This is a genomic window from Streptomyces sp. NPDC001787 (genome assembly GCF_040297465.1).
Taxonomy (GTDB): Bacteria; Actinomycetota; Actinomycetes; order Streptomycetales; family Streptomycetaceae; genus Streptomyces.
On record NZ_JBEOZE010000006.1, the window covers coordinates 310,808 to 331,835 of the forward strand.

At 70.5% G+C, this 21,028-nt stretch carries 20 protein-coding genes and 1 pseudogene; 16 read left to right on the top strand and 5 right to left on the bottom strand.

What is annotated here, in order from left to right; genetic code table 11:
- Positions 1 to 131 precede the first annotated feature (131 nt).
- From pcaDC to ABT170_RS11685, 4 genes are all read left to right on the top strand, one after another.
- Entirely contained in the window at positions 132 to 1,409 is a 1,278-nt protein-coding gene (gene pcaDC / locus ABT170_RS11670) for a bifunctional 3-oxoadipate enol-lactonase/4-carboxymuconolactone decarboxylase PcaDC (protein ID WP_351866152.1), read from the top strand.
- Between the two features lie 13 nt (positions 1,410 to 1,422).
- Complete coding sequence (locus tag ABT170_RS11675) at positions 1,423 to 2,070, top strand: MBL fold metallo-hydrolase (RefSeq protein ID WP_329940459.1); 648 nt, start codon at positions 1,423 to 1,425, stop codon at positions 2,068 to 2,070.
- A 66-nt stretch (positions 2,071 to 2,136) separates the two neighbouring features.
- Complete coding sequence (locus tag ABT170_RS11680) at positions 2,137 to 2,916, top strand: exodeoxyribonuclease III (protein WP_329940458.1); 780 nt, start codon at positions 2,137 to 2,139, stop codon at positions 2,914 to 2,916.
- A 68-nt stretch (positions 2,917 to 2,984) separates the two neighbouring features.
- Positions 2,985 to 3,743: a Clp protease N-terminal domain-containing protein gene (locus tag ABT170_RS11685; protein WP_329940457.1), complete on the top strand. Its 759-nt coding sequence runs from the start codon at positions 2,985 to 2,987 to the stop codon at positions 3,741 to 3,743.
- Positions 3,744 to 3,762: 19 nt separating this feature from the next.
- On the opposite strand, the gene ABT170_RS11690 is transcribed toward ABT170_RS11685, so the two are convergent.
- Positions 3,763 to 4,542 carry an SDR family NAD(P)-dependent oxidoreductase gene (locus ABT170_RS11690; protein WP_329940456.1) on the bottom strand — a complete coding sequence of 260 codons (780 nt, stop codon included), beginning with the start codon at positions 4,540 to 4,542 and terminating at the stop codon, positions 3,763 to 3,765.
- Positions 4,543 to 4,690: 148 nt separating this feature from the next.
- On the opposite strand from ABT170_RS11690, the gene ABT170_RS11695 reads away from it, so the two are divergent.
- The 5 genes from ABT170_RS11695 to ABT170_RS11715 all read left to right on the top strand — a co-directional run bounded on the left by ABT170_RS11695 (position 4,691) and on the right by ABT170_RS11715 (position 8,497).
- Positions 4,691 to 5,131 carry a DUF6278 family protein gene (locus ABT170_RS11695; protein ID WP_329940455.1) on the top strand — a complete coding sequence of 147 codons (441 nt, stop codon included), beginning with the start codon at positions 4,691 to 4,693 and terminating at the stop codon, positions 5,129 to 5,131.
- 123 nt (positions 5,132 to 5,254) lie between these two features.
- Positions 5,255 to 5,998 (top strand): amino acid ABC transporter ATP-binding protein, encoded by a 744-nt coding sequence (locus tag ABT170_RS11700; RefSeq protein ID WP_266925319.1) that lies wholly within the window; start codon positions 5,255 to 5,257, stop codon positions 5,996 to 5,998.
- A gap of 11 nt (positions 5,999 to 6,009) precedes the next feature.
- Entirely contained in the window at positions 6,010 to 6,969 is a 960-nt protein-coding gene (locus tag ABT170_RS11705; protein WP_329940454.1) for a glutamate ABC transporter substrate-binding protein, read from the top strand.
- A 14-nt stretch (positions 6,970 to 6,983) separates the two neighbouring features.
- Entirely contained in the window at positions 6,984 to 7,628 is a 645-nt protein-coding gene (locus ABT170_RS11710; RefSeq protein WP_329940453.1) for an amino acid ABC transporter permease, read from the top strand.
- The gene (locus ABT170_RS11715; protein ID WP_351866159.1) at positions 7,625 to 8,497 is read left to right on the top strand and encodes an amino acid ABC transporter permease; all 873 of its coding nucleotides are present in this window, start codon (positions 7,625 to 7,627) and stop codon (positions 8,495 to 8,497) included. The genes ABT170_RS11710 and ABT170_RS11715 overlap by 4 nt, the downstream gene beginning before the upstream one ends.
- Before the next feature lie 32 nt (positions 8,498 to 8,529).
- Here the strand turns inward: ABT170_RS11715 and ABT170_RS11720 are convergent.
- Together ABT170_RS11720 and ABT170_RS11725 are read right to left on the bottom strand one after the other, a co-directional pair.
- Positions 8,530 to 8,854, bottom strand: a pseudogene (locus ABT170_RS11720) (CocE/NonD family hydrolase C-terminal non-catalytic domain-containing protein); the annotation flags it as partial.
- A 63-nt stretch (positions 8,855 to 8,917) separates the two neighbouring features.
- Positions 8,918 to 10,129, bottom strand: a complete 1,212-nt coding sequence (locus ABT170_RS11725) for a L,D-transpeptidase (RefSeq protein ID WP_351866162.1) — start codon at positions 10,127 to 10,129, stop codon at positions 8,918 to 8,920.
- 214 nt (positions 10,130 to 10,343) lie between these two features.
- Between ABT170_RS11725 and ggt the strand changes: the two genes are divergently transcribed.
- Complete coding sequence (gene ggt, locus ABT170_RS11730) at positions 10,344 to 12,161, top strand: gamma-glutamyltransferase (protein ID WP_329940450.1); 1,818 nt, start codon at positions 10,344 to 10,346, stop codon at positions 12,159 to 12,161.
- 140 nt (positions 12,162 to 12,301) lie between these two features.
- Positions 12,302 to 13,036 (top strand): glycoside hydrolase family 75 protein, encoded by a 735-nt coding sequence (locus ABT170_RS11735; protein ID WP_351866165.1) that lies wholly within the window; start codon positions 12,302 to 12,304, stop codon positions 13,034 to 13,036.
- Between the two features lie 25 nt (positions 13,037 to 13,061).
- Here ABT170_RS11735 and map read toward each other — a convergent pair whose 3' ends face one another.
- Positions 13,062 to 13,829, bottom strand: a complete 768-nt coding sequence (gene map / locus ABT170_RS11740; RefSeq protein WP_329940448.1) for a type I methionyl aminopeptidase — start codon at positions 13,827 to 13,829, stop codon at positions 13,062 to 13,064.
- 41 nt (positions 13,830 to 13,870) lie between these two features.
- On the opposite strand from map, the gene ABT170_RS11745 reads away from it, so the two are divergent.
- From ABT170_RS11745 to ABT170_RS11760, 4 genes are all read left to right on the top strand, one after another.
- Positions 13,871 to 14,140, top strand: coding sequence for a helix-turn-helix domain-containing protein (locus ABT170_RS11745; protein WP_329940447.1), 270 nt, complete (start codon positions 13,871 to 13,873; stop codon positions 14,138 to 14,140).
- Positions 14,141 to 14,195: 55 nt separating this feature from the next.
- Positions 14,196 to 14,576, top strand: coding sequence for a PPOX class F420-dependent oxidoreductase (locus ABT170_RS11750; RefSeq protein WP_351866169.1), 381 nt, complete (start codon positions 14,196 to 14,198; stop codon positions 14,574 to 14,576).
- Positions 14,577 to 14,977: 401 nt separating this feature from the next.
- Positions 14,978 to 15,820 (top strand): nitrilase-related carbon-nitrogen hydrolase, encoded by an 843-nt coding sequence (locus ABT170_RS11755; RefSeq protein ID WP_329940445.1) that lies wholly within the window; start codon positions 14,978 to 14,980, stop codon positions 15,818 to 15,820.
- A complete protein-coding gene (locus tag ABT170_RS11760) occupies positions 15,817 to 17,100 on the top strand; it encodes an aspartate aminotransferase family protein (RefSeq protein ID WP_329940444.1) in 1,284 nt (427 codons plus the stop codon). The genes ABT170_RS11755 and ABT170_RS11760 overlap by 4 nt, the downstream gene beginning before the upstream one ends.
- 91 nt (positions 17,101 to 17,191) lie before the next feature.
- Here ABT170_RS11760 and ABT170_RS11765 read toward each other — a convergent pair whose 3' ends face one another.
- The gene (locus ABT170_RS11765; RefSeq protein WP_351866173.1) at positions 17,192 to 19,078 is read right to left on the bottom strand and encodes an alkaline phosphatase family protein; all 1,887 of its coding nucleotides are present in this window, start codon (positions 19,076 to 19,078) and stop codon (positions 17,192 to 17,194) included.
- Between the two features lie 432 nt (positions 19,079 to 19,510).
- On the opposite strand from ABT170_RS11765, the gene hydA reads away from it, so the two are divergent.
- Entirely contained in the window at positions 19,511 to 20,911 is a 1,401-nt protein-coding gene (hydA, locus tag ABT170_RS11770; protein ID WP_329940442.1) for a dihydropyrimidinase, read from the top strand.
- Positions 20,912 to 21,028: the final 117 nt, after the last annotated feature.

Here is a 21,028-nt window from a genome sequence, read left to right on the forward strand (position 1 = left end):
GGGGCCCGGCCCCGCGCGCACATCACTGGGCACACGGGTCTGTGGATGTCCGGCGGCGGAAATATGGGGAGGTCCGGCACCTCTCCCGACCCCCTCCGTTCGGAGAATGTGAGATATGGGAGCGTGAGCGGGTGAGTAAGACGACGACTGAAACCCTGCAGTACCGCTTCGACGGGCCGGAGGACGCGCCGATCCTGGTGATCGGCCCCTCCCTGGGTACCTCCTGGCACATGTGGGACCGCCAGGTACCCGAGCTGTCCCAGCACTGGCGCGTCTTCCGGTACGACCTGCCCGGCCACGGTGGTGCCCCCGCCCACCCGGCCACCGCCGTCGGCGACCTGGCCGACCGGCTGCTCGCCACCCTCGACGGCCTCGGCGTCCAGCGCTTCGGGTACGCGGGCTGCTCCATCGGCGGCGCGATCGGTGCCGACCTCGCCCTGCGGCACCCGCACCGGGTGGCCTCGCTGGCCCTGGTGGCGGCCTCGCCCCGGTTCGGCAGCGCCGACGAATTCCGCCAGCGCGGGGTGATCGTCCGCACCAACGGGCTGGAGCCGATGGCCCGTACCGCCCCGGAGCGCTGGTTCACCCCCGGCTTCGCCGCGGCCCAGCCGGCCATCGTCGAATGGGCCGTGCAGATGGTCCGCACCACCGACCCCGGCTGTTACATCGCGGCCTGCGAGGCGCTCGCCGCCTTCGACATCCGTACCGAACTCGGCCGCATCGGCGTTCCCACCCTCGTCCTGGTCGGCGCGGAGGACCAGGTGACCGGTCCCGCCGAGGCGCGCACCCTGGTCGCGGGCATACCGGATGCCCGGCTCGCCCTGGTCCCCGGCGCCTCCCACCTCGCCCCCGTCGAGCAGCCCGCCGCCGTCAGCGACCTGCTCCTGATGCACTTCTCCACGTCCTGGCAGGACACCATCGCCGCCATTCCGGCGCCGCCCGTCGCCCCGGCCCTCTCCGCCCCCGTCCTGCCCGTCGCGGAGATCGCCCCCGCCGCCGTCCGTCCCGACACCGGCGCGGCGGGCGGCGGCGAGGCGTACGCCAACGCCGTCAAGGTGCGCCGCGAGGTGCTGGGCGACGCCCATGTCGACACGGTGAACGCCTCGGCCGACGCGTTCACCGAGGACTTCGAGGAGCTGGTCACGCGGTACGCCTGGGGTGAGATCTGGACCCGGGAGGGCCTGGACCGCAGAACCCGCAGCTGCGTCACGCTCACCGCGCTGGTCGCCTCCGGCCGTCTGGAAGGCCTCGCCGCCCATACGCGGGCCGCGCTGCGCAACGGACTGACGCCCGCCGAGATCAAGGAGGTCCTGCTCCAGACCGCCGTGTACTGCGGCATTCCGGCCGCGGGGGCCGCCTTCGCCATCGCGCGGTCCGTGATCCAGGAGGAAACCACGCCGCCCGCGTAGCAGGATGGGCGGTATGAACGCATCGCCTCTCACGCTGACCAAGAAGACGCACTCCTGCATCAGGATCGAGAAGGACGGGCAGACGCTCGTCATCGACCCCGGCGGCTTCTCCGAGGACGACGCCGCGATCGGCGCCGACGTCATCCTGGTCACGCACGAACACCCGGACCACTTCGACGAGGCGAGGCTGCGGGCCGGACTGGAGGCCGACCCGGCGGCCGAGATCTGGACACTGGACAGTGTGGCCCGACAGCTCTCGGCGGCCTTTCCCGGACGGGTGCACACCGTGGGCCACGGAGACACGTTCACCGCCGGCGGGTTCGAGGTGGCCGTGCACGGGGAACTGCACGCCGTGATCCACCCGGACATCCCCCGGATCACCAACATCGGCTTCCTGGTGGACGGCTCCGTCTTCCACCCCGGGGACGCGCTCACCGTCCCCGACCGGGCGGTGGACACCCTGCTGCTCCCGGTGATGGCCCCGTGGAACAAGATCTCCGAGGTCATCGACTACGTACGGGAGGTGAAGCCGCGGCGCGCCATCGACATCCACGACGCCCTGCTCACCGATCTCGCGCGGCCCATCTACGACAACCAGATCGGCCGCCTCGGCGGGGCCGGTCACGGCCGGATGGCGCCGGGGGACACCACGGAGCTCTGAGCGCCCGGCCGGCCGCACCGCCCGGCACGGGGGCGACTGTCAGTGGGACCGGCTAGGTTTGCTGCCATGCGCATCGCCACCTGGAACGTCAATTCGATCACTGCCCGGCTGCCGAGGCTGCTGGCCTGGCTGGAGAGCACCGGCACCGATGTGCTGTGCATCCAGGAGACCAAGTGCACGGCCGAGCAGTTCCCCGCGGACGCGCTGCGGGAGCTGGGCTACGAGTCCGCGGTCAACGCCACGGGCCGGTGGAACGGGGTCGCGCTGCTCTCCCGGGTCGGCCTCGACAACGTGGTCATGGGGCTGCCGGACGGCCCGGAGTACGACGGGGCGCAGGAGCCGCGGGCCATCTCGGCGACCTGCGGTCCGGCCCGTGTCTGGTCGGTCTATGTGCCCAACGGCCGCGAGGTCGAGCACGCGCACTACGCCTACAAGCTGCGCTGGCTGGAGGCGCTTCGGAAGGCCGTCGCCGAGGACGCCGCGGGCCCGCTGCCGTTCGCGGTGCTGGGCGACTTCAACGTGGCCCCGGTGGACGAGGACGTCTGGGACCCCGCCCTCTTCGAGGGCGCCACCCATGTCACCCCCGCCGAGCGGGCCGCCCTGGCGGCGCTGAGGGAGGAGGGGCTGAGCGATGTCATGCCCCGCCCGCTCAAGTACGACCGTCCGTACACCTTCTGGGACTACCGCGAGCTGCGCTTCCCGAAGAACAAGGGCATGCGCATCGACCTGGTCTACGGGAACGCCCCGTTCACGGCCGCGGTCAAGGACAGCTACGTCGACCGCGAGGAGCGCAAGGGCAAGGGCGCGTCCGACCACGCCCCGGTCGTCGTCGACCTCGACCTCTGAGGGGCGGCAGCGGGATCTGCTGACAACCGTGGGTTGACACCTGAAGAGTGTCAACCTACGGTTGACGCATGACGCAGCCTCTTCCCGCCACGCCGTCCGTACGCCTCGACGACCTGATCGCGGCCATCAAGAACAGCCACACCGACGCCCTGGAACAGCTGTCGGGCGCGGTCGTCGCCGCCGACCACCTCGGTGACGTCGCCGACCACCTCATCGGCCACTTCGTGGACCAGGCCCGCCGCTCCGGCGCCTCCTGGACGGACATCGGCCGGAGCATGGGAGTGACCCGGCAGGCCGCCCAGAAGCGATTCGTCCCCAAGAAGACCGACGCGAGCACCGGTTCCGCCTCCGACCTGGACCCGAGCCAGGGATTCGGCCGCTTCACCCAGCGCGCCCGCAACGTCGTCATGGCCGCTCACAACGAGGCCCAGGCCGCCCGGCACGCCGAGATCCTCCCGGCCCACCTGGCACTCGGTCTCCTCGCCGAGCCCGAAGGCATCGCCGCCCGGGTCATCGCCGGCCAGGGGGTGGCCCCGGACGCCGTCCGTACCGCCGCCGCCGCCGCTCTGCCCCCCGCCGCCGACGAGGTGCCCGAGCTGATCCCGTACGACGCGGATTCCCGCAAGGTCCTGGAGCTGACCTTCCGTGAGGCGCTCAGGCTCGGACACAACTACGTCGGCACCGAGCACGTCCTGCTGGCCCTGCTGGAGTTCGAGGACGGCTCCGGTGTGCTCACCGGACTCGGCATCGGCAAGGACGCCGCCTCGGCCGCCGTCGAAACCGCCGTGACCGAAGCGGCCGCGACCCTGTGGCAGCAGGAATCCTGACCGACGCGCGGCGGCGGGTTCAGTGCACCGAGAACCCGCCGTCGACGAAGATCGACTGACCCGTCACATAGCCCGAGCCCCGGCCCGCCAGGAACACCGCCGCGCCCGCGAAGTCCTCGGGCAGCCCGTTGCGCCCGGTCATCGTGCGGGCGGCCAGCGCCGCCACCCTCTCCGGGTCGGCGGAGAGCCGCTCGTTGAGCGGGGTCATCACGAAGCCGGGCACCAGTGTGTTGCAGGTGACGCCGTACGGCGACCAGGCCTCCGCCTGCGAACGGGCCAGCGACTCCAGCGCACCCTTGGACACCCCGTACGCGCCGCTCTGCACGAACGCGCGGTGGGCCTGCTGCGAGGTGATGTGGATGATCCGTCCGAAGCCCCGCTCGGCCATGCCCGGCCCGAAGCGCTGCCCCAGAAGGTAGGGCGCCTTCAGATTCACGGTCATCGTGGTGTCCCAGACGTCCTCGCCCAGCTCGCTCATCGGCGGGCGCAGATTGATCCCGGCGCAGTTCACCAGGATGTCCGGCTCCCCGAAGGGCGCTGCCGCCGCCTCGGCACCCCCGCGCACACCGTCGGCGGTGCTCAGATCGGCGCTCACCCAGGCCGCCCGGCAGCCCTCGGCCGTCAGCTCGTCCACCGTCGCGGCCAGCTCCGCCTCGCGGCGCGCCACGACGACCACGCCCGCCCCCGCACGGGCGAGGGCTCCGGTGATCGCCCGGCCGATGCCGGAGCTGCCGCCGGTCACCACGGCGACCCGGCCCTCCAGGGAGAACAGTTCGGACAGATAGGTCTGCGAGATCATGTCCGCACCCTAGATGCCGGTCCCGCGGGCCCGGATACCGGGTCGCGCGACCGGGGGAGGTGTCCAGCGCAACCCGATCCGGGTGTCGGATCGGCAACGGCCGCGCGCCTTGTGGTGCGGAACGCGGCGGGGATGGGACCCTAGTGGTATGAACATCCCTTTCTTGGACAACTGGCGTAAGCGTCAGGGCGGTACGCACGGAGCGGCGCTCGCGGCCGCCGTCGAAGTGGATCCCGACGGCGTGGCCGAGCTGCTCGCCGAATGCGAACTGCTGCGCGTCCGAGCAGGGCAGAACGGCCTCGAACTCGACGACAGCCCTGCCTCGTTGACCGCGCTCGACCAGCTGCCGCCCCGCTGGCGCGACGACCCCGAGGAGCTGCCCTGGCTGGGCAACGACGCCGGCCTCTACCTCGGGACGGTCCTCGTGCGCACCGTCCCCGGCGCGGTGTGGGACATCTGGCCGAGCGGCCGGCCCGTGGTGCGCCTGGCCTCCGGGCGCGAGATCGATGTCGTCGAGGCCGGTCTCGACTGGGCGATGGCGGGCAGCCCCGAGCTCTCCCAGGTGTACGCGGAGTCCGCCGAAGGCTGACCCCGCGGCCCGGCCGAGATAAAAAGCCTTATGCACCATTTACGCGTGTCGGGTGCGAAGTCCCTTATCGGGATGGATAGTTTGCGCTGACCTCGACACAGCGACAAGTGGGTAGGGCAGCGTATGGCCGTCGATCCGTTGATCGAGCTGCGGGACGTCAACAAGCATTTCGGAGAGTTGCACGTCCTGCAGAACATCAATCTCACCGTCGGCCGCGGGGAGGTGGTGGTGGTCATCGGCCCGTCCGGATCCGGCAAGTCAACGCTCTGCCGGACGATCAACAGACTCGAGACGATCGAGTCGGGCCACATCAGCATCGACGGCAGACCCCTCCCGGAGGAGGGGAAGGGGCTCGCACAGCTCCGGGCCGAAGTCGGCATGGTCTTCCAGTCGTTCAACCTGTTCGCGCACAAGACCGTGCTGGCCAATGTCTCGCTCGCCCAGCTCAAGGTCCGCAAGCGCAAGAAGGACGAGGCCGACAAGCGTTCCAGGGAGCTGCTGGAGCGGGTCGGTCTCGCCTCGCAGGCCGACAAGTTCCCCGCGCAGCTCTCCGGCGGCCAGCAGCAGCGCGTGGCCATCGCCCGCGCCCTGGCCATGGACCCCAAGGCCCTGCTGTTCGACGAGCCCACCTCGGCGCTCGACCCGGAAATGATCAACGAGGTGCTGGAGGTCATGCAGCAGCTCGCCCAGGAGGGCATGACCATGGTCGTGGTCACGCACGAGATGGGCTTCGCCCGTTCCGCCGCCAACCGCGTCGTCTTCATGGCCGACGGCTGCATCGTGGAGGACCGCACGCCGGAGGACTTCTTCACGTCCCCGTCGAGCGACCGCGCCAAGGACTTCCTGTCCAAGATCCTCAAGCACTGACGGGAGGCTCCATGTTGCGTACGACGAACTCGCGTACGAGAAGGTCCCGTACGACAAGGTCCCGCACCGGGACGAAGGCAGCCGCTCTGGCCGGTCTCCTGCTCGCCGCGCTCGCGGCCGGGTGCGGCAAGGAGGGCAGCCCGCCGGTCAAGGGCCCGAAGCCGGAGGCGCTGCCGCAGTACACGGTCGACACCGGTTTCGACCTGCCCGACTCCCCGACCTGGGAGAAGGCCAAACGCCGGGGCCATCTGGTGGTCGGCGCCAAGGAGGACCAGCCCTATCTGGGCGAGAAGGACCCGGCCAGCGGGATCTACTCCGGCTTCGACATCGAGATCGCCCGGATGACAGCGGCCTCGCTCGGCTTCGCGCCGAAGTCGGTCAGCTTCAGGACGATCGCCTCCGCCAACCGCGAAACCGCCCTCCAGAACGGGCAGATCGACTACTACGTCGGCACCTACACCATCAACGACATGCGCAAGAAGCTCGTCGGCTTCGCCGGCCCCTACTACATGGCCGGGCAGGGGCTGCTGGTGCGCACCGACGAGAACGACATCCACGGACCGCAGGACCTGGCGGGGAAGACCGTGTGCTCGGCGGCGGGCTCCACCCCCTACCAGCGCATCGCGGCCGACTACCCCAAGGCGGACCTCGTCGCCTACGACACGTACTCGATCTGTGTCGACAACCTGCTGACCTACCAGGTCGACGCCGTCACCACCGATGACGCGATCCTGCTCGGCTTCGCGGCGAAGGCACCGGACGAGATGAAGGTCGTCGGGAAGCCGTTCTCCGAGGAGCCGTACGGCATCGGCGTGCCCCGCAGCGACAACGCGCTACGCGCCGCCATCAACGACGCGCTGGAGGCCAACGAGAAGAACGGCAACTGGAAGAAGGCCTTCGAAGCGACGCTGGGCCTGTCCGGAGTGCCCGCGCCGAAGCCGCCGCCCATCGACCGCTACCCGGCGACCTGAGGGGACGGCCGCACATGGATGTACTGACAGAGAACTTCTCGCTCTACGGCGAGGGCTTCCTCGGCACCGTCGAACTCACCGTCTACGCCTCGGTCCTGGCGCTGGTCCTCGGCTTCGTCATGGCCGCCTGCCGGGTCGCTCCGGTGGGCTCCTTCCGGGCGCTCGGTACGGTCTGGGTCACCGTGCTCCGCAACACCCCGCTCACCCTGCTGTTCTTCGCCGTCCTGCTCGGACTGCCGCGCTTCGGACTGGTCCTGCCGTTCAAGGTCTTCGCGGTCCTCGCGCTCGGCTGCTACACCTCCGCGTTCATCTGCGAGGTGCTGCGCTCCGGCATCAACACCGTACCCACGGGGCAGGGCGAGGCGGCGCGCAGCCTGGGGATGACGTTCGGGCAGACCCTGAGCAGCGTGGTGCTGCCGCAGGCCTTCCGCTCGGTGATCCCGCCGGTCGGCTCGACCCTCATCGCCCTGGCCAAGAACTCGGCGATCGCGGGTGCGTTCAGCGTCACCGAACTGCTCGGCACCTACAAGACGCTCAATGAACTGGGCTACAGCATCATCTGGACGTTCATCTGGATCGCCGTCGGCTACCTGATCATCACCCTGTCCATCAGCGCGCTGTTCAACGTGCTGGAGAAGCGCTGGGGAGTCGCCCGATGACCGCCCACTCCACCCCCTCGGCGACCGCCCTCTACGACATCCCGGGCCCGCTGACCCGCAAGCGGCACTTCCTGTACGGGGTCGGCTCCACGGTCCTGATCCTGGCGCTGGTCGGCTGGGTCGTCTATCTGCTCTTCGACACCGACCAGTTCACCAGCGAGAAGTGGATGCCCTTCGAGTACAAGGGCATCCAGGAACTGCTGCTGCGCGGGCTCGGCAACACCCTCAAGGCGTTCGCGTACGCCGCGGTGCTCTCGCTGGCGCTCGGCGGGGTGCTCGCCGTGGGCCGACTCTCCGCGCACCGGCCGGTGCGCTGGATCGCGACGCTGCTGGTCGAGTTCTTCCGGGCCATGCCGGTGCTGGTGATGATCTTCTTCATCTTCGCGGCGCTGAAGGTACAGCCGCTGCCCGCCCTGGTCGCCGGACTGACCCTCTACAACGGCTCCGTCCTCGCGGAGGTGTTCCGCACGGGCGTCAACTCCGTGGAGCGCGGCCAGGGGGAGGCCGCGTACGCGCTCGGCATGCGCAAGACGCAGGTCACGACCTTCGTGCTGGCACCCCAGGCGGTGCGCGCCATGATGCCCACCATCATCAGCCAGCTGGTGGTGGCCCTGAAGGACACCTCGCTCGGTTATCTGATCACCTACGAGGAATTCCTCCACGCGGGAAAGCTGATCGCGTCGAATCTCGACTACGATCTCCCCTTCATCCCTGTGGTGATGGTGATCTCACCCATCTACATCGGGATGTGCATGCTGCTTTCGTGGTTCGCCACCTGGGTGGCGAAACGGCAGCGGCGCAATCCGAAGACCGAGGCGGTAGGTGTTGCCGCGGCCGAACCAGGGACGCTGCTGCCGCGAGGGCAGTAGCCGGGCAGTGCCCGCCCGGCGTCAGCCGGTGATCACTTCTCGCGCGGCGGGACCGGGAGGCAACTCGGATCCGTGCCGGGCGAGGAGAAGGTCAGCTGCGCGCCGGTCGGGTTGTGCTCGATGTACAGCGGATCGACGGTGTCGGTCACCAGGGCGAGCCGGGTACCGGCCGGGACGCCGTAGGCCGTGGAGAACCGCTCCGGGGCCACGGGGACCGGCCGGCCCGGGGGTCCGCCCGCGGAAGGTGCGGTGGGCGTTGCCGGCCGGTCTGCCGGGGCCGAGCGGCCCCACGTCGCGGAATCGGGCGACGAGGGTGCCGCTCTCCTCGGTGCCGGTGACCGTGGTGTGCGAAGCCGCGCGGGCAGCAGGGGGACGGCGGCCGGGGCGGGCGGGTCCATGGCCGAGCCGCGCCGCCCACGATCACTTCAGCGCGCTCTTCGCCTGCCAGTCGGCCCAGGAGACGTTCCACGCGCCGTAGCCGTTGCCCTCGGCCACCGTGCCCTTGGCGTCGGCCCCGGTGATCTCGAACGGGTCGCCGACCCGGACCTGTCCGTACAACGAGGCGGCGTTCGCGTCGCTCATGCCGACACAGCCCGAACTGTGGTTGGCGCGGCCGAAGTAGGCGGTGTTCCACGGTGCGGCGTGCGCGTACATGCCCGACCAGGTCAGGCGCATCGAGTAGTCGACCATCTTGTCGTAGGCGTCGCCCAGCCCGACCGTCTCGGAGCGCATGTTGATCGTGCCCTCCTTGGACATCAGGACGGCCGTGCCCCGCCAGGACGCCTTGTCGCCGCCCGGGGTGCCCGCGGACATCGGGACGTCCAGGACCTGCTTGCCGTCGCGGTGCAGGGCGAGGCGGTGGCTGTCGAGGTCCACCTTGACCACCTGGGCGGAGCCGATGGTGAACGTCGTGGCGTAGTCGCGCACGAACCAGCCGCCCGCCGCACCCGTGTCGACGCCGTTCAGCTCCGCGTCCAGGGTGACCTTCGTACCGGGCTTCCAGTACTCCTTCGGCCGCCAGTCGACCCGGTCCTTGCCGGAGTAGTCCTGGAGCCAGCCCCAGGAGCCCTCGGTGTGGTCCGAGGTGGAGACCTTCAGGCCCTTCTCCACGGCGGCCTTGTCCTTCACCGGGTTGTCGAAGACGATCGAGAGGGGCTGACCGATGCCGACCGTGGTGTCCTTCCCCGGGGCGAGGGTCAGCTTGTTGACCTTGTCCGCCGCCGCCGTGGTGAACCCCGCCCGGTCGCTGCCGCCGTCCTTGTCCTCGGCCGCCACGGTGTACGCGGTGCCCGGGGCCGCGACCCGCGCGGACGTCCAGCTCCTGCCGTCGGCCGCTATCCGCCCGTTCAGCGCCTCGCCCTTCGCGCCGGTCACCGTGACCTTCTTCAGCTCGCCCCGCGCCAGCGTCACCTTCACCGGCTGTCCCGCCGCGGCCCGCGTGCCCTTCAGATTCACCGAAATGCTGGTGTCCGGGTTCTTCGCCGATCCGGCCACCCGCTCCGAGGAGGTGGCCGGCCCGCCGGAACAGGCGGTGAGTGCGGCGCCGAGCACCACGACCGGGCCGATCAGGGTGCGCCGGGCCGGGCGGCCGGCCGGAACGGATCGGCGTATGCGCCGGCGTGCAGAGCTCAACGGAAAAACCTCCAGGACATGTGCTTCTCGTCAGGAGAGAGTCCTCGCCCCCGACTCCGGGTTCCGTAAATCCCCGGATATTCCGGAATTCCGTGTGTGACATGGGCCGCAGTGCGACGGAGGCAGGGGCATCCGGGTTCTCGCCCGAGGCGGTCCTGACGATCGGGGCGGCACGGGGCTACCCTGCGCGGACTGTCGTTTACTGGAGGTTCGCATGCGCCGTTCAGTCGGGCGTAGTACGACGTTCTTAGCCGTCCTCGCGGTGGTCGCCTCGGTCGGGGCAGCCGCCCCCGCCGGATCCGCGCCTCTCGCCCCCGCGCATCCGGGTCCGTCCAAGTCGCCCGTGGCGGTGGGGTACGGGGGCGCGGTCGCCAGCGTCGACGAGGACGCGTCGGCGGCCGGTATCGAGGTGCTCCGCAAGGGGGGCAACGCCGTCGACGCCGCCGTGGCGACCGCGGCCGCGCTCGGTGTCACCGAGCCGTATTCGGCGGGTGTCGGCGGTGGTGGCTACTTCGTCCACTACGACGCGAAGAAGCGCACCGTCCGGACCATCGACGGCCGGGAGACCGCACCGCGCAGCGCGGACTCCTCGCTCTTCCTGGAGAACGGGAAGCCGATCCCGTTCGACGACGCCGTCACCAGCGGCCTCGGAGTCGGCACCCCCGGCACCCCGGCGACCTGGGAGAAGGCGCTGGACACCTGGGGCACCAAGCCGCTGCGCACCCTGCTGAAACCGGCCGAGCGGCTGGCCCGCGACGGATTCGTCGTGGATGAAACGTTCCGCTCGCAGACCGCGGGGAATCAGGCCAGGTTCGCCGACTTCCCGGCCTCCGCCGAACTGTTCCTGCCCGGTGGCCGGCTGCCGGTGGTGGGTTCGGTCTTCAAGAACCCCGACCTGGCCCGTACCTACGAGGAGCTGGGCCGGGAGGGCATCGGCGAGCTGTACCGGGGCGACCTGGCCGACGACATCGTCCGTACCGTCCGCAGGCCTCCCGTCGACCCGGAGGCCACCCGTGTGGTCCGGCCGGGCGATCTGACGGGCAGGGACCTGCGGGCCTACCGCGTGCTGCGGCAGGACCCGACGAAGGTCGGATACCGGGGGCTCGACGTGTACGGCATGGCGCCGTCCTCCTCCGGTGGTACGAGCGTCGGTGAGGCGCTCAACATCCTCAAGTCCACGGACCTTTCGCGGGCGAGCAAGGTCCAGTACCTGCACCGGCTGATCGAGTCGAGCCGGATCGCGTTCGCCGACCGGGGGCGCTGGGTGGGTGACCCGGCGTTCGAGGACGTGCCGACACGTGGACTGCTGAGCCAGCGGTTCGCCGACTCGCGGGAGTGCCTGATCAAGGACGACGCGGTGCTGACCAGCCCGCTGGCCCCCGGCGACCCCCGCGATCCGAAGGCCTGCGCGAGTGGGGGGACGGCGGCCCCGACGACGTTCGAGGGGGAGAACACCACCCATCTGACGACCGCCGACAAGTGGGGCAACGTCGTCGCGTACACCCTGACCATCGAGTCGACCGGCGGCAGCGGCATCACGGTGCCGGGCCGCGGCTTCCTGCTCAACAACGAGCTGACCGACTTCTCCTTCGCGCCCGCCAACCCCGCGGTGCACGACCCGAACCTGCCGGGGCCCGGGAAGCGCCCGAGGTCGTCGATCTCGCCGACCATCGTGCTGAAGCACGGCAAGCCGGTGCTGGCCCTGGGCTCACCGGGCGGCGCGACGATCATCACCACCGTGCTCCAGTCGCTGACCGGCCACCTCGACCGGGGGCTCCCGCTGGTCGATGCCATCGCGGCGCCGCGCGCCAGCCAGCGCAACTCGCCGACCACGGAGATCGAGCCGGGACTCTGGGACAGCCCCGTGCGGGCGGAACTGGAGGCGCTCGGACACGTCTTCAAGCCGAACCCGGAGATCGGTGCGGCCACCGGAGTGCAGCGGCTGCCGGACGGCCGGTGGCTGGCGGCGGCGGAAAAGGTGCGGCGGGGCGGCGGCTCGGCCATGGTGGTGCATCCGGGCGGCAGGCGCTGACCTCCGCCCGGACGAGTCACGGCCCGCGGGGCCGGTATGTGGCGGCACCACGCGATGTACCGGCCCCGCGGCCTCGGCGGCGACAGCTCAGCAAGGGCTCCCAGGAGACCTTCGGCCCAGTGGAAAGGCGCTCTCGCACGGTGCGTACCCGAACGCTCGTTCTCACCGCGGCCTGCGGTGCCGCCCTGCTCGGCCCGGCGGCGCTGCCCGCCACTGCGACCGGCCCCGGAGCCGGCGGCACCGGTTCGGCCCACCGGCGGGCCGTTTCCGGGGCCGCGGCCCCGGCGGGCCCGGTCACCGCTTCGGCGCTGCTGGCCGGGACGACGTCCTGTACGCGGATCTCGCGCGGCTCCTACCGCACGGACGCCCACCGGCCGAAGGCGACCGTCCCGGTGTGCGGGACGACGGACGCCGTGTTCTGGAAGGCGGACATGGACATCGACTGCGACGGCCGGAAGACCGAGGCCTGCAACCGGAAGACCGACCCGTACTTCCTGCCGGAGACGGCCTTCCGGACGTCCCGGGGCAAGCCGCTGGACTCGGCCGCGCTGCCGTACGTGGTGGTGCCCGCGCCCGGTTCGGTCTGGGACTACCGCAGGTCCGGGATCTCCGGCGGCAGTGTCGTCGCCGTCGTCCACCGGGACCGGGTGCGCTACGCCGTCGTCGGTGACACGGGACCCAGCGGTGTCATCGGGGAGGCTTCGTACGCCACCGCCGAGGCGCTCGGCATCGACCCCGACCCCCGGACCGGTGGCACGGACTCCGGTGTCACCTACCTCGTGTTCAGGAACTCCCGGGTCTCACCGATCGAGAGCCGCACGAAGGCGACTGCCGAGGGTGAGGCTCTGGCCAGGATGTTCCTCGACCGCGGGTGAGCGCGGACCGCCCACCCGGGCCGTATCACAGCGCCGTGAGGATGCGGGGTCCGTCGTCGGTGATGGCCACCGTGTGCTCGGCGTGTGCCGCCCGGCTGCCGTCGTCGGTCCGCAGCGTCCAGCCGTCCTTGTCCGGATGGAACACGTCCTGACCGCCGCCGATCAGCATCGGCTCGATCGCGAGCACCATTCCGTGCCTCAGGGGCATACCGCGTCCGGGCCGTCCCTCGTTCGGTACGCCCGGGTCCTCGTGCATCGAACGGCCGATACCGTGACCGCCGAATCCTTCCGGGATGCCGTAACCGGCCTTCCGGCAGACCGTGCCGATGGCATGGGAGATGTCCCCGATCCGGTTGCCGACGACCGCCGCTGTGATGCCCGCCTCCAGCGCGGCGAACGCCGTGTCGATCAGCCGGGTGTCGGCGGGGCGCGCGCGGCCCACGGTGAAGCTGATCGCCGAGTCGCCGGCCCAGCCGTCCAGGACGGCGCCCGCGTCGATGCTCACCAGATCGCCGTCACGCAGCCGGTAGCCGGTGGGGATGCCGTGCACGATGGCGTCGTTGACGGACGCGCAGATCACGGCGGGGAAAGGGGTGGGCGCGAAGTGCGGCCGGTAGTTCAGGAACGGCGAGGTGGCCCCTGCCTCGCGCAGGACGTCGCGGGCCGTCCCGTCGAGTTCGAGGAGGCTGACGCCGACCGCCGCCGCCTCCTTCACGCGGGCCAGCAGCCGTGCGACGACGCGGCCGGTCTCACGCATCGCTTCGATGGATGTGTCTGTCTTGAGTTGCACCATGCCAATTACTATACCGGTCCGAGCGGTATTAGAATGACGGCATGGTACGTACGCCACTGACACCCGAAGAGCGCCTTCGCGGCGAACGGCTCGGCTCGCTGCTCCGCGAGGCGCGCGCCGGACGCAGCATGGCCGCGGTCGCCGCGAGCGCCGGAATCTCCGCCGAGACCCTCCGCAAGATCGAGACCGGCCGGGCGCCGACCCCCGCCTTCTTCACCGTCGCCGCACTGGCCGGGGCGCTCGGACTCTCGATGGACGAACTGCTCACCCGCTGCGCACCGGAACCGGACGCGGTGCCCCTGATCGCCTGACGGCTGCCGCCGAGCGCCCGCCGGGGACGGCGGGGCAGCCGTTAGGGTCACGCGTGTGACTCTCCAGGATTTCGCCCGCAGCGAGTACGTCAGCCTGACCACCTACCGGAAGGACGGCACCCCCGTCGCCACGCCCGTCTGGGCCGCTGCCGACGGCGAGGTGCTCTGCGTCTGGACCCGCTCCGACTCGTGGAAGGTCAAGCGGCTGCGCAACGACACCCGGGTCCGCGTCACGGTCTGCGATCTGCGCGGCCGGATCGCGGAGGGCGCGCCGAGTGCCGAGGGCACCGCGCGGCTGCTGGACGAGGCGGGGACCCGGGCGGTGCGCAAGGTGCTGGCCCGCAAGTACACCTGGAAGTTCTGGCTCGTCGACTGGCCCGCGACGGTCGTACGGCTCGGCAAGCGCCCGCACACCGGGATCGCCGTCACCTTCTGAGGCCCGCGGGGCCGCGTCGCCGCGTGCCCGCCGCCGCCGGCCGGTGCCGCGTCGCCGCGCGGCGCCCGCTTCGGCGGTGCGCCGGCCGGGGAGGCCGTCACCTCCGCCGCCCTGGCCGGCGCCGTCACACGTCCGCCCAACGGTCCCCTCCCTGGGAGGTCATGGGCTGGAGCGCACTCCAACGCGAGGGGAATCGGTACGGCGTTGTCCGTGGGAGGCCGCCTTGTGGATCATGTCTGACCTGTATGGACCGCTCGGGTACGAATCATGATCGACTCCATCGGTTCACGGCGATGGTCTTGCCCCGCGGTGTGGCGGGGCTTACGTTCTCCTCCAATGCACATGTCTACGTGCGTAGAAATGCGTAGAGGCTCTCGGACGCCGCGTCGAAGGAGCAGTTCATGTCCCACGTCGTACGCGCCGCACTTGTCCAGGCGACCTGGACCGGCGACACCGAATCCATGATCGCCAAGCATGAGGAACATGCGCGCGAGGCCGCCCGGCAGGGGGCGCGGATCATCGGGTTCCAGGAGGTGTTCAACGCCCCCTACTTCTGCCAGGTGCAGGAACCCGAGCACTACCGCTGGGCCGAGGCCGTGCCCGACGGGCCGACCGTCCGGCGGATGCAGGACCTGGCCCGCGAGACCGGCATGGTGATCGTGGTGCCGGTCTTCGAGATCGAGCAGACCGGTTTCTACTACAACACCGCCGCGGTGATCGACGCCGACGGCTCGTACCTCGGCAAGTACCGCAAGCACCACATCCCGCAGGTCAAGGGCTTCTGGGAGAAGTACTACTTCAAGCCCGGGAACGCCGGCTGGCCGGTCTTCGACACGGCCGTGGGCAAGGTCGGCGTGTATATCTGCTACGACCGGCACTTCCCCGAAGGGTGGCGCCAACTCGGACTCAACGGCGCCCAGTTGGTGTACAACCCGTCGGCCACCTCGCGCGGTCTCTCCAGCCATCTCTGGCAGCTGGAACAGCCTGCCTCCGCCGTCGCCAACGAGTACTTCATCGCCGCGATCAACCGTGTGGGCCAGGAGGAGTACGGCGACAACGACTTCTACGGAACGAGCTACTTCGTCGATCCGCGCGGTCAGTTCGTCGGCGATGTGGCAGGCGACAAGGAGGAGGAACTCCTCGTCCGGGACCTCGACTTCGGCCTGATCGAGGAGGTCCGCCGGCAGTGGGCGTTCTACCGGGACCGCCGGCCGGACGCGTACGACGGGCTGGTGGAGCCGTGAGCGGTCTGCACGAGCGCCATCTGGCGGTCAGCCCCGACTGGATGGCGCTCTACTACCGGCGGCCACTGGAGCTGACCCACGGCGAGGGGCGCCACGTCTGGGACGCCGAGGGCAAGCGGTACCTCGACTTCTTCGGCGGCATTCTCACCACCATGACCGCGCACGCCCTGCCGGAGGTCACCAAGGCGGTCGCCGAGCAGGCCGGGCGCATCATCCACTCCTCCACGCTCTACCTCAACCGCCCGATGGTGGAGCTCGCCGAGCGTGTCGCCACGCTCTCCGGCATCCCCGACGCCCGCGTCTTCTTCACCACCTCGGGCACCGAGGCCAACGACACCGCGCTGCTCCTGGCCACCGCGTACCGCAGGTCCAACCAGATCCTCGCGATGCGCAACAGCTACCACGGGCGTTCGTTCGCGGCGGTCTCCATCACCGGCAACCACGCCTGGTCGCCCACGAGTCTGTCACCGTTGCAGACGCTGTACGTCCATGGCGGCGTCCGCGCCCGCGGCCCGTACGCGGAGCTGAGCGACGCGCAGTTCATCAAGGCGTGCGTCGCCGATCTGGAGGATCTGCTCGGACACACCCGGGAGGCCGCCGCGCTGATCGCCGAACCCATCCAGGGTGTCGGCGGTTTCACCTCGCCGCCCGACGGGCTGTTCGCCGCCTTCCGCGAAGTGCTCGACCGACACGGCATCCTGTGGATCTCCGACGAGGTACAGACCGGCTGGGGCCGCACCGGTGACCACTTCTGGGGCTGGCAGGCGCACGGCGAGCACGGGCCGCCGGACATCCTCACCTTCGCCAAGGGCATCGGCAACGGCATGTCGATCGGCGGGGTCGTCGCCCGCGCCGAGGTCATGAACTGCCTGGACGCCAACTCCATTTCGACGTTCGGCGGTTCCCCGGTCACCATGGCCGCCGGACTCGCCAACCTCTCGTACCTCCTGGAGCACGACCTCCAGGGCAACGCGCGGCGGGTCGGCGGTCTGCTCATCGAACGCCTCCGGGCGATCGGCGCGCGTTCCTCGTGCGTACGGGAGGTGCGCGGCCGGGGCCTGATGATCGGCGTCGAGCTGGTGAAGCCCGGCACCGACGAGGCACATCCGGAAGCCGCGGCGGCGGTGCTGGAGGCGGCCCGCGAGGGCGGGCTGCTCATCGGCAAGGGCGGCGGCCACAGCACCAGCGTGCTGAGGATCGCTCCGCCGCTGTCGCTCACCGTGGCCGAGGCGGAGGAGGGCGCCGAGATCCTGGCGGAGGCCCTGCGCGCGGCGGACTGAGGGGACCGGGCCCCGGGGCGGTGCGGCCCCGGGGACCCGGCTCACCTGCCGGGCGGCGTACCGAAGTACCGGTGCCGCCCCGGCCGTCGGATCAGCCCCGGTGACCGGTGGGGCGGGTGAGGTCCAGGGTGCGGACCGGGTCCAGCTCCCCGTAGTAGGCGAGGTCCCGGTAGCGCACATCGGTGACCGTCAGCGCGGCCTTGGCGATGCCCCGGCCCACGACGGTCCGCAAGCGGAACGAGCCGTCCTTGCCGGTGGTGCCGGTGAGCCTGCGCACCTTGCCGTCCAGGACCAGTTCCGCGGTGACCTTCGCCCCGCGCACCGGCCTGCCTTCGGCGGTCCTGACGACGCCCTCGGCGGTGACCGTCCACGGGGACGGGGAACCCGGCCTGCCGAGCAGCTTGGTGTGCGCCTTCAAGGACGCGACGGCGAGCTGCGAGGGCGGGGCGGGCTGGCCGAGGGCGACCTGGTCGACGGTCCAGAACGCGCTGTTCGTGCCGGTGTAGCGGAAGCTGAACCGCGCCGTCCTCGCCCCGGCCGGGACATCGAGCTTCACGCGCTCGACGGTGTTGGCGTTCGCCCGGTAGGACTTCACGAGCTGCGGGGCGCCGCCGTCGTAGGAGACGTACACATCGCCGGTCTGCGGTCCGTCGACGCGGTAGTCCGTCGCGTACGAGAGGTTCGCCGTCGCCGCGCCGTTCAGCCGGTACGCGGGGCTGACCAGGGTCGAGTCGAACTGCCCGGCGTCGTGCGCCTTGTCGTCCCATTCGTCGGAGTCGGCGACCGCGAAGACGTCGCGGGCCCGGACATTGGTCTCGCGGCCCTGGCCGAGCTCGGCGTTCGTCCAGAACTCGTCGGTCGCGAAGGACCACCCGCGCCACTCGGTGACGCCCCCGGCCGGCATCCGCGCATTGTCGATGCTCCAGCCGGCGGGCGCGGTGTTCGTCCAGCCCTTCGTCGCCGCCGGGAGCTTCGTCTCGTCGACCGGGGCGCGCAGCGAGCCGCGCAGCGCGTCGAAGGCGTCGGGCTTCAGCTCGGCGAGCGCGGTGCCGTCCAGGTTCCAGGCGGGGTCGGTGGCGACGCCCTCGTGGCGCAGGACGGTGGGGGCGATATCGGTGATCCTGACATCGTGCCGGACCGAACCGGGCGCGATGCCCTTGCCCCGCGCGATCACGAACGTGCCGCGCTCACCGGGAGAGTTGCCGCCGTGACCGCCGGTCGGGGTGTGGCCGTGGTCGGAGGTGATGACGACGAGCCAGTCCTCCTGGGCGTACGTGGGACGGGAGGTGACGGCGTCGAGCAGCCGTCCGATCTGGGCGTCGGCGACCCCCAGGGCCTTGAGGTAGGCGTCGCTGCCCGTTCCCGAGCTGTGGCCGGCGCCGTCGACCTCGTCGAGGTGGACGAAGGTGGAGTCGGGGTTGCCGTGCGCGAGGTAGTCCTCGGCCTTCGCGGTGGTGCCCGCGTCGTTGCCGCCCGCGATGCGCAGGTCGGTTGCGGCGCCGAAGACGATCTGGGGGATCGGGTTCCAGGTGCCGACGACCAGCGTGGAGGTGGCCGGGTCGGCGGTCTCCAGACGGGTCGCGTAGTCCGGGTACTGACCGTAGTTGGGCGCGGTGAAGTTGTTGTCCTTGACGTTGTGCTTGTCCGGCCAGACGCCCGTGGCGATCGAGGACCAGCCCGCACCGGAGACCGTGGGGGCCATGGGGTTGGCGAACAGGTTGCTGCGGGCCGTCATCCCGGTCGACATCAGCTTGTCGAGGTTCGGTACGGAGGCCCGGCCGAAGGCGTCGATCGAGGCGCCGTCGACACCGATGACCAGGGTCTTCGCCTGCTTCGTACCGGACGGCAGACCGGCGTACGGGGCGGCGGGGGCGGCCTTGGACTCCTCGGCGTGGGCGACGGAGGTGGCCAGGGGCAGGGCGACGGCCACGACGGTGGCCGCGGCCAGCGCGGTACGCGCGGAGCGCGAGATGTGCACGTGATCCTCCGGGATCGGTGGGACGCACCGGACTTCGGGGTGTCCGGCTGCGTGTCAGAGATTCGCCGCCGGTGGTGAGCGCCTCGCGCCGGTTGTGGGGCCAGTCGATGAACCGCACTCAACATTTGGACCAGACCCTTAATCGTTTCGTTATCAAGGCGTGCCGATGTGGCGGCGGAAGGCCGTGCATAGCACCCGGGGTGCCAGAAGCACATGGGGCGGCGTCGTTCCTCTCGTGCCGCATCGCATCGCATCCCATCGCGCCACGCCGCGCCGCGCGTTGGGCCGGTGGGGTGTCGCGGGCGGGAAACCGAAACGTCTTCATCGGTTGACGGCAGTGGTATTGCCACAGTGGGCAACCGACTTCTACGTTCTTCACCACGCACCTCGTCTACGTGCGTAGACCCATTCCGCCACAGTGAGGAGGGGTACATGAGCCGCACCGTCATCCGCGGTGGCCTCGTCATCACCGCGTCCGACGAACTCCAGGCCGACGTACTCATCGAAGGCGGGCGCGTCGTCGCACTCGCCGCCCACGGCACCGAAGCCGCCGACAGCTGGAGCGCCGAGCGGAGGATCGACGCCACCGGAAAGTACGTCATCCCCGGTGGCGTCGACGCGCATACGCATATGGAGATGCCGTTCGGCGGCACCTACGCCTCGGACACCTTCGAGACCGGAACCCGGGCCGCGGCCTGGGGCGGCACCACCACCATCGTCGACTTCGCGATCCAGAGCAGGGGCGGGTCGCTGCGCGAGGGCCTCGACTCCTGGTACGCCAAGGCCGACGGCAACTGCGCCATCGACTACGCCTTCCACATGATCATGTCCGATGTGAACGAGTCCTCGCTCAAGGAGATGGACCTCCTGGTGGCGGAGGGCATCACGTCCTTCAAGCTCTTCACCGCGTACCCGGGCGTCTTCCTCTCCGACGACGGACAGATCCTCCGGGCCATGCAGCGCGCCGCCTCCAACGGCGGGCTGATCATGACGCACGCGGAGAACGGTCTCGCCATCGACGTACTGGTGGAACAGGCGCTGGCGCGCGGGGAGAGGGATCCGCGCTATCACGGTGAGGTCAGGAAGGCCCTTCTGGAGGCGGAGGCGACGCACCGGGTCATCAAGCTGAGTCAGGTGGCGGGGGCGCCGCTCTACGTGGTGCACGTGTCGGCGCGGGAGGCCGTCACCGAGCTGGCGCGGGCCCGGGACGAGGGCCTTCCCGTGTTCGGCGAGACCTGCCCGCAGTACCTCTTCCTGTCGACCGACAATCTCGCGGAACCCGGCTTCGAGGGCGCCAAGTACGTCTGCTCCACTCCGCTGCGCCCGAAGGAGCATCAGGCGGCGCTGTGGCGCGGGCTGCGGACGAACGACCTCCAGGTGGTCTCCACGGACCACTGCCCGTTCTGCTTCACGGGACAGAAGGAGCGGGGCAGGGGGGACTTCTCGAAGATTCCCAACGGAATGCCCGGTGTCGAGAACCGTATGGACCTGCTGCACCAGGCCGTTGTCGACGGCCACATCAGCCGCCGCCGCTGGATCGAGATCGCCTGCGCGGCGCCGGCCCGGATGTTCGGCCTGTATCCGAAGAAGGGCACGATCGCCCCGGGGGCCGACGCCGACATCGTCATCTACGACCCGCACGCCGAGCAGGTCATGTCCGCCGACACGCACCACATGAACGTCGACTACTCGGCCTACGAGGGCAAAAGGGTGACGGGCCGGGTGGAGACGGTGCTCTCGCGCGGTGTCCCCGTGATCGACGGACGCGACTACGTGGGACACGCGGGGCACGGGACGTATCTGCCGCGCGGCGTCTGCCAGTTCGTGAACTGAGGGCCGCCGCGGGGCCGGCGCCGCGGGTGTCATCGGGCACCCGCGGCCCGCCGGACCGGACGCCGGGTCGATCCGACGACGTGCCCCGCCACCGGGCCGGCCGGGCCGACCGACCGT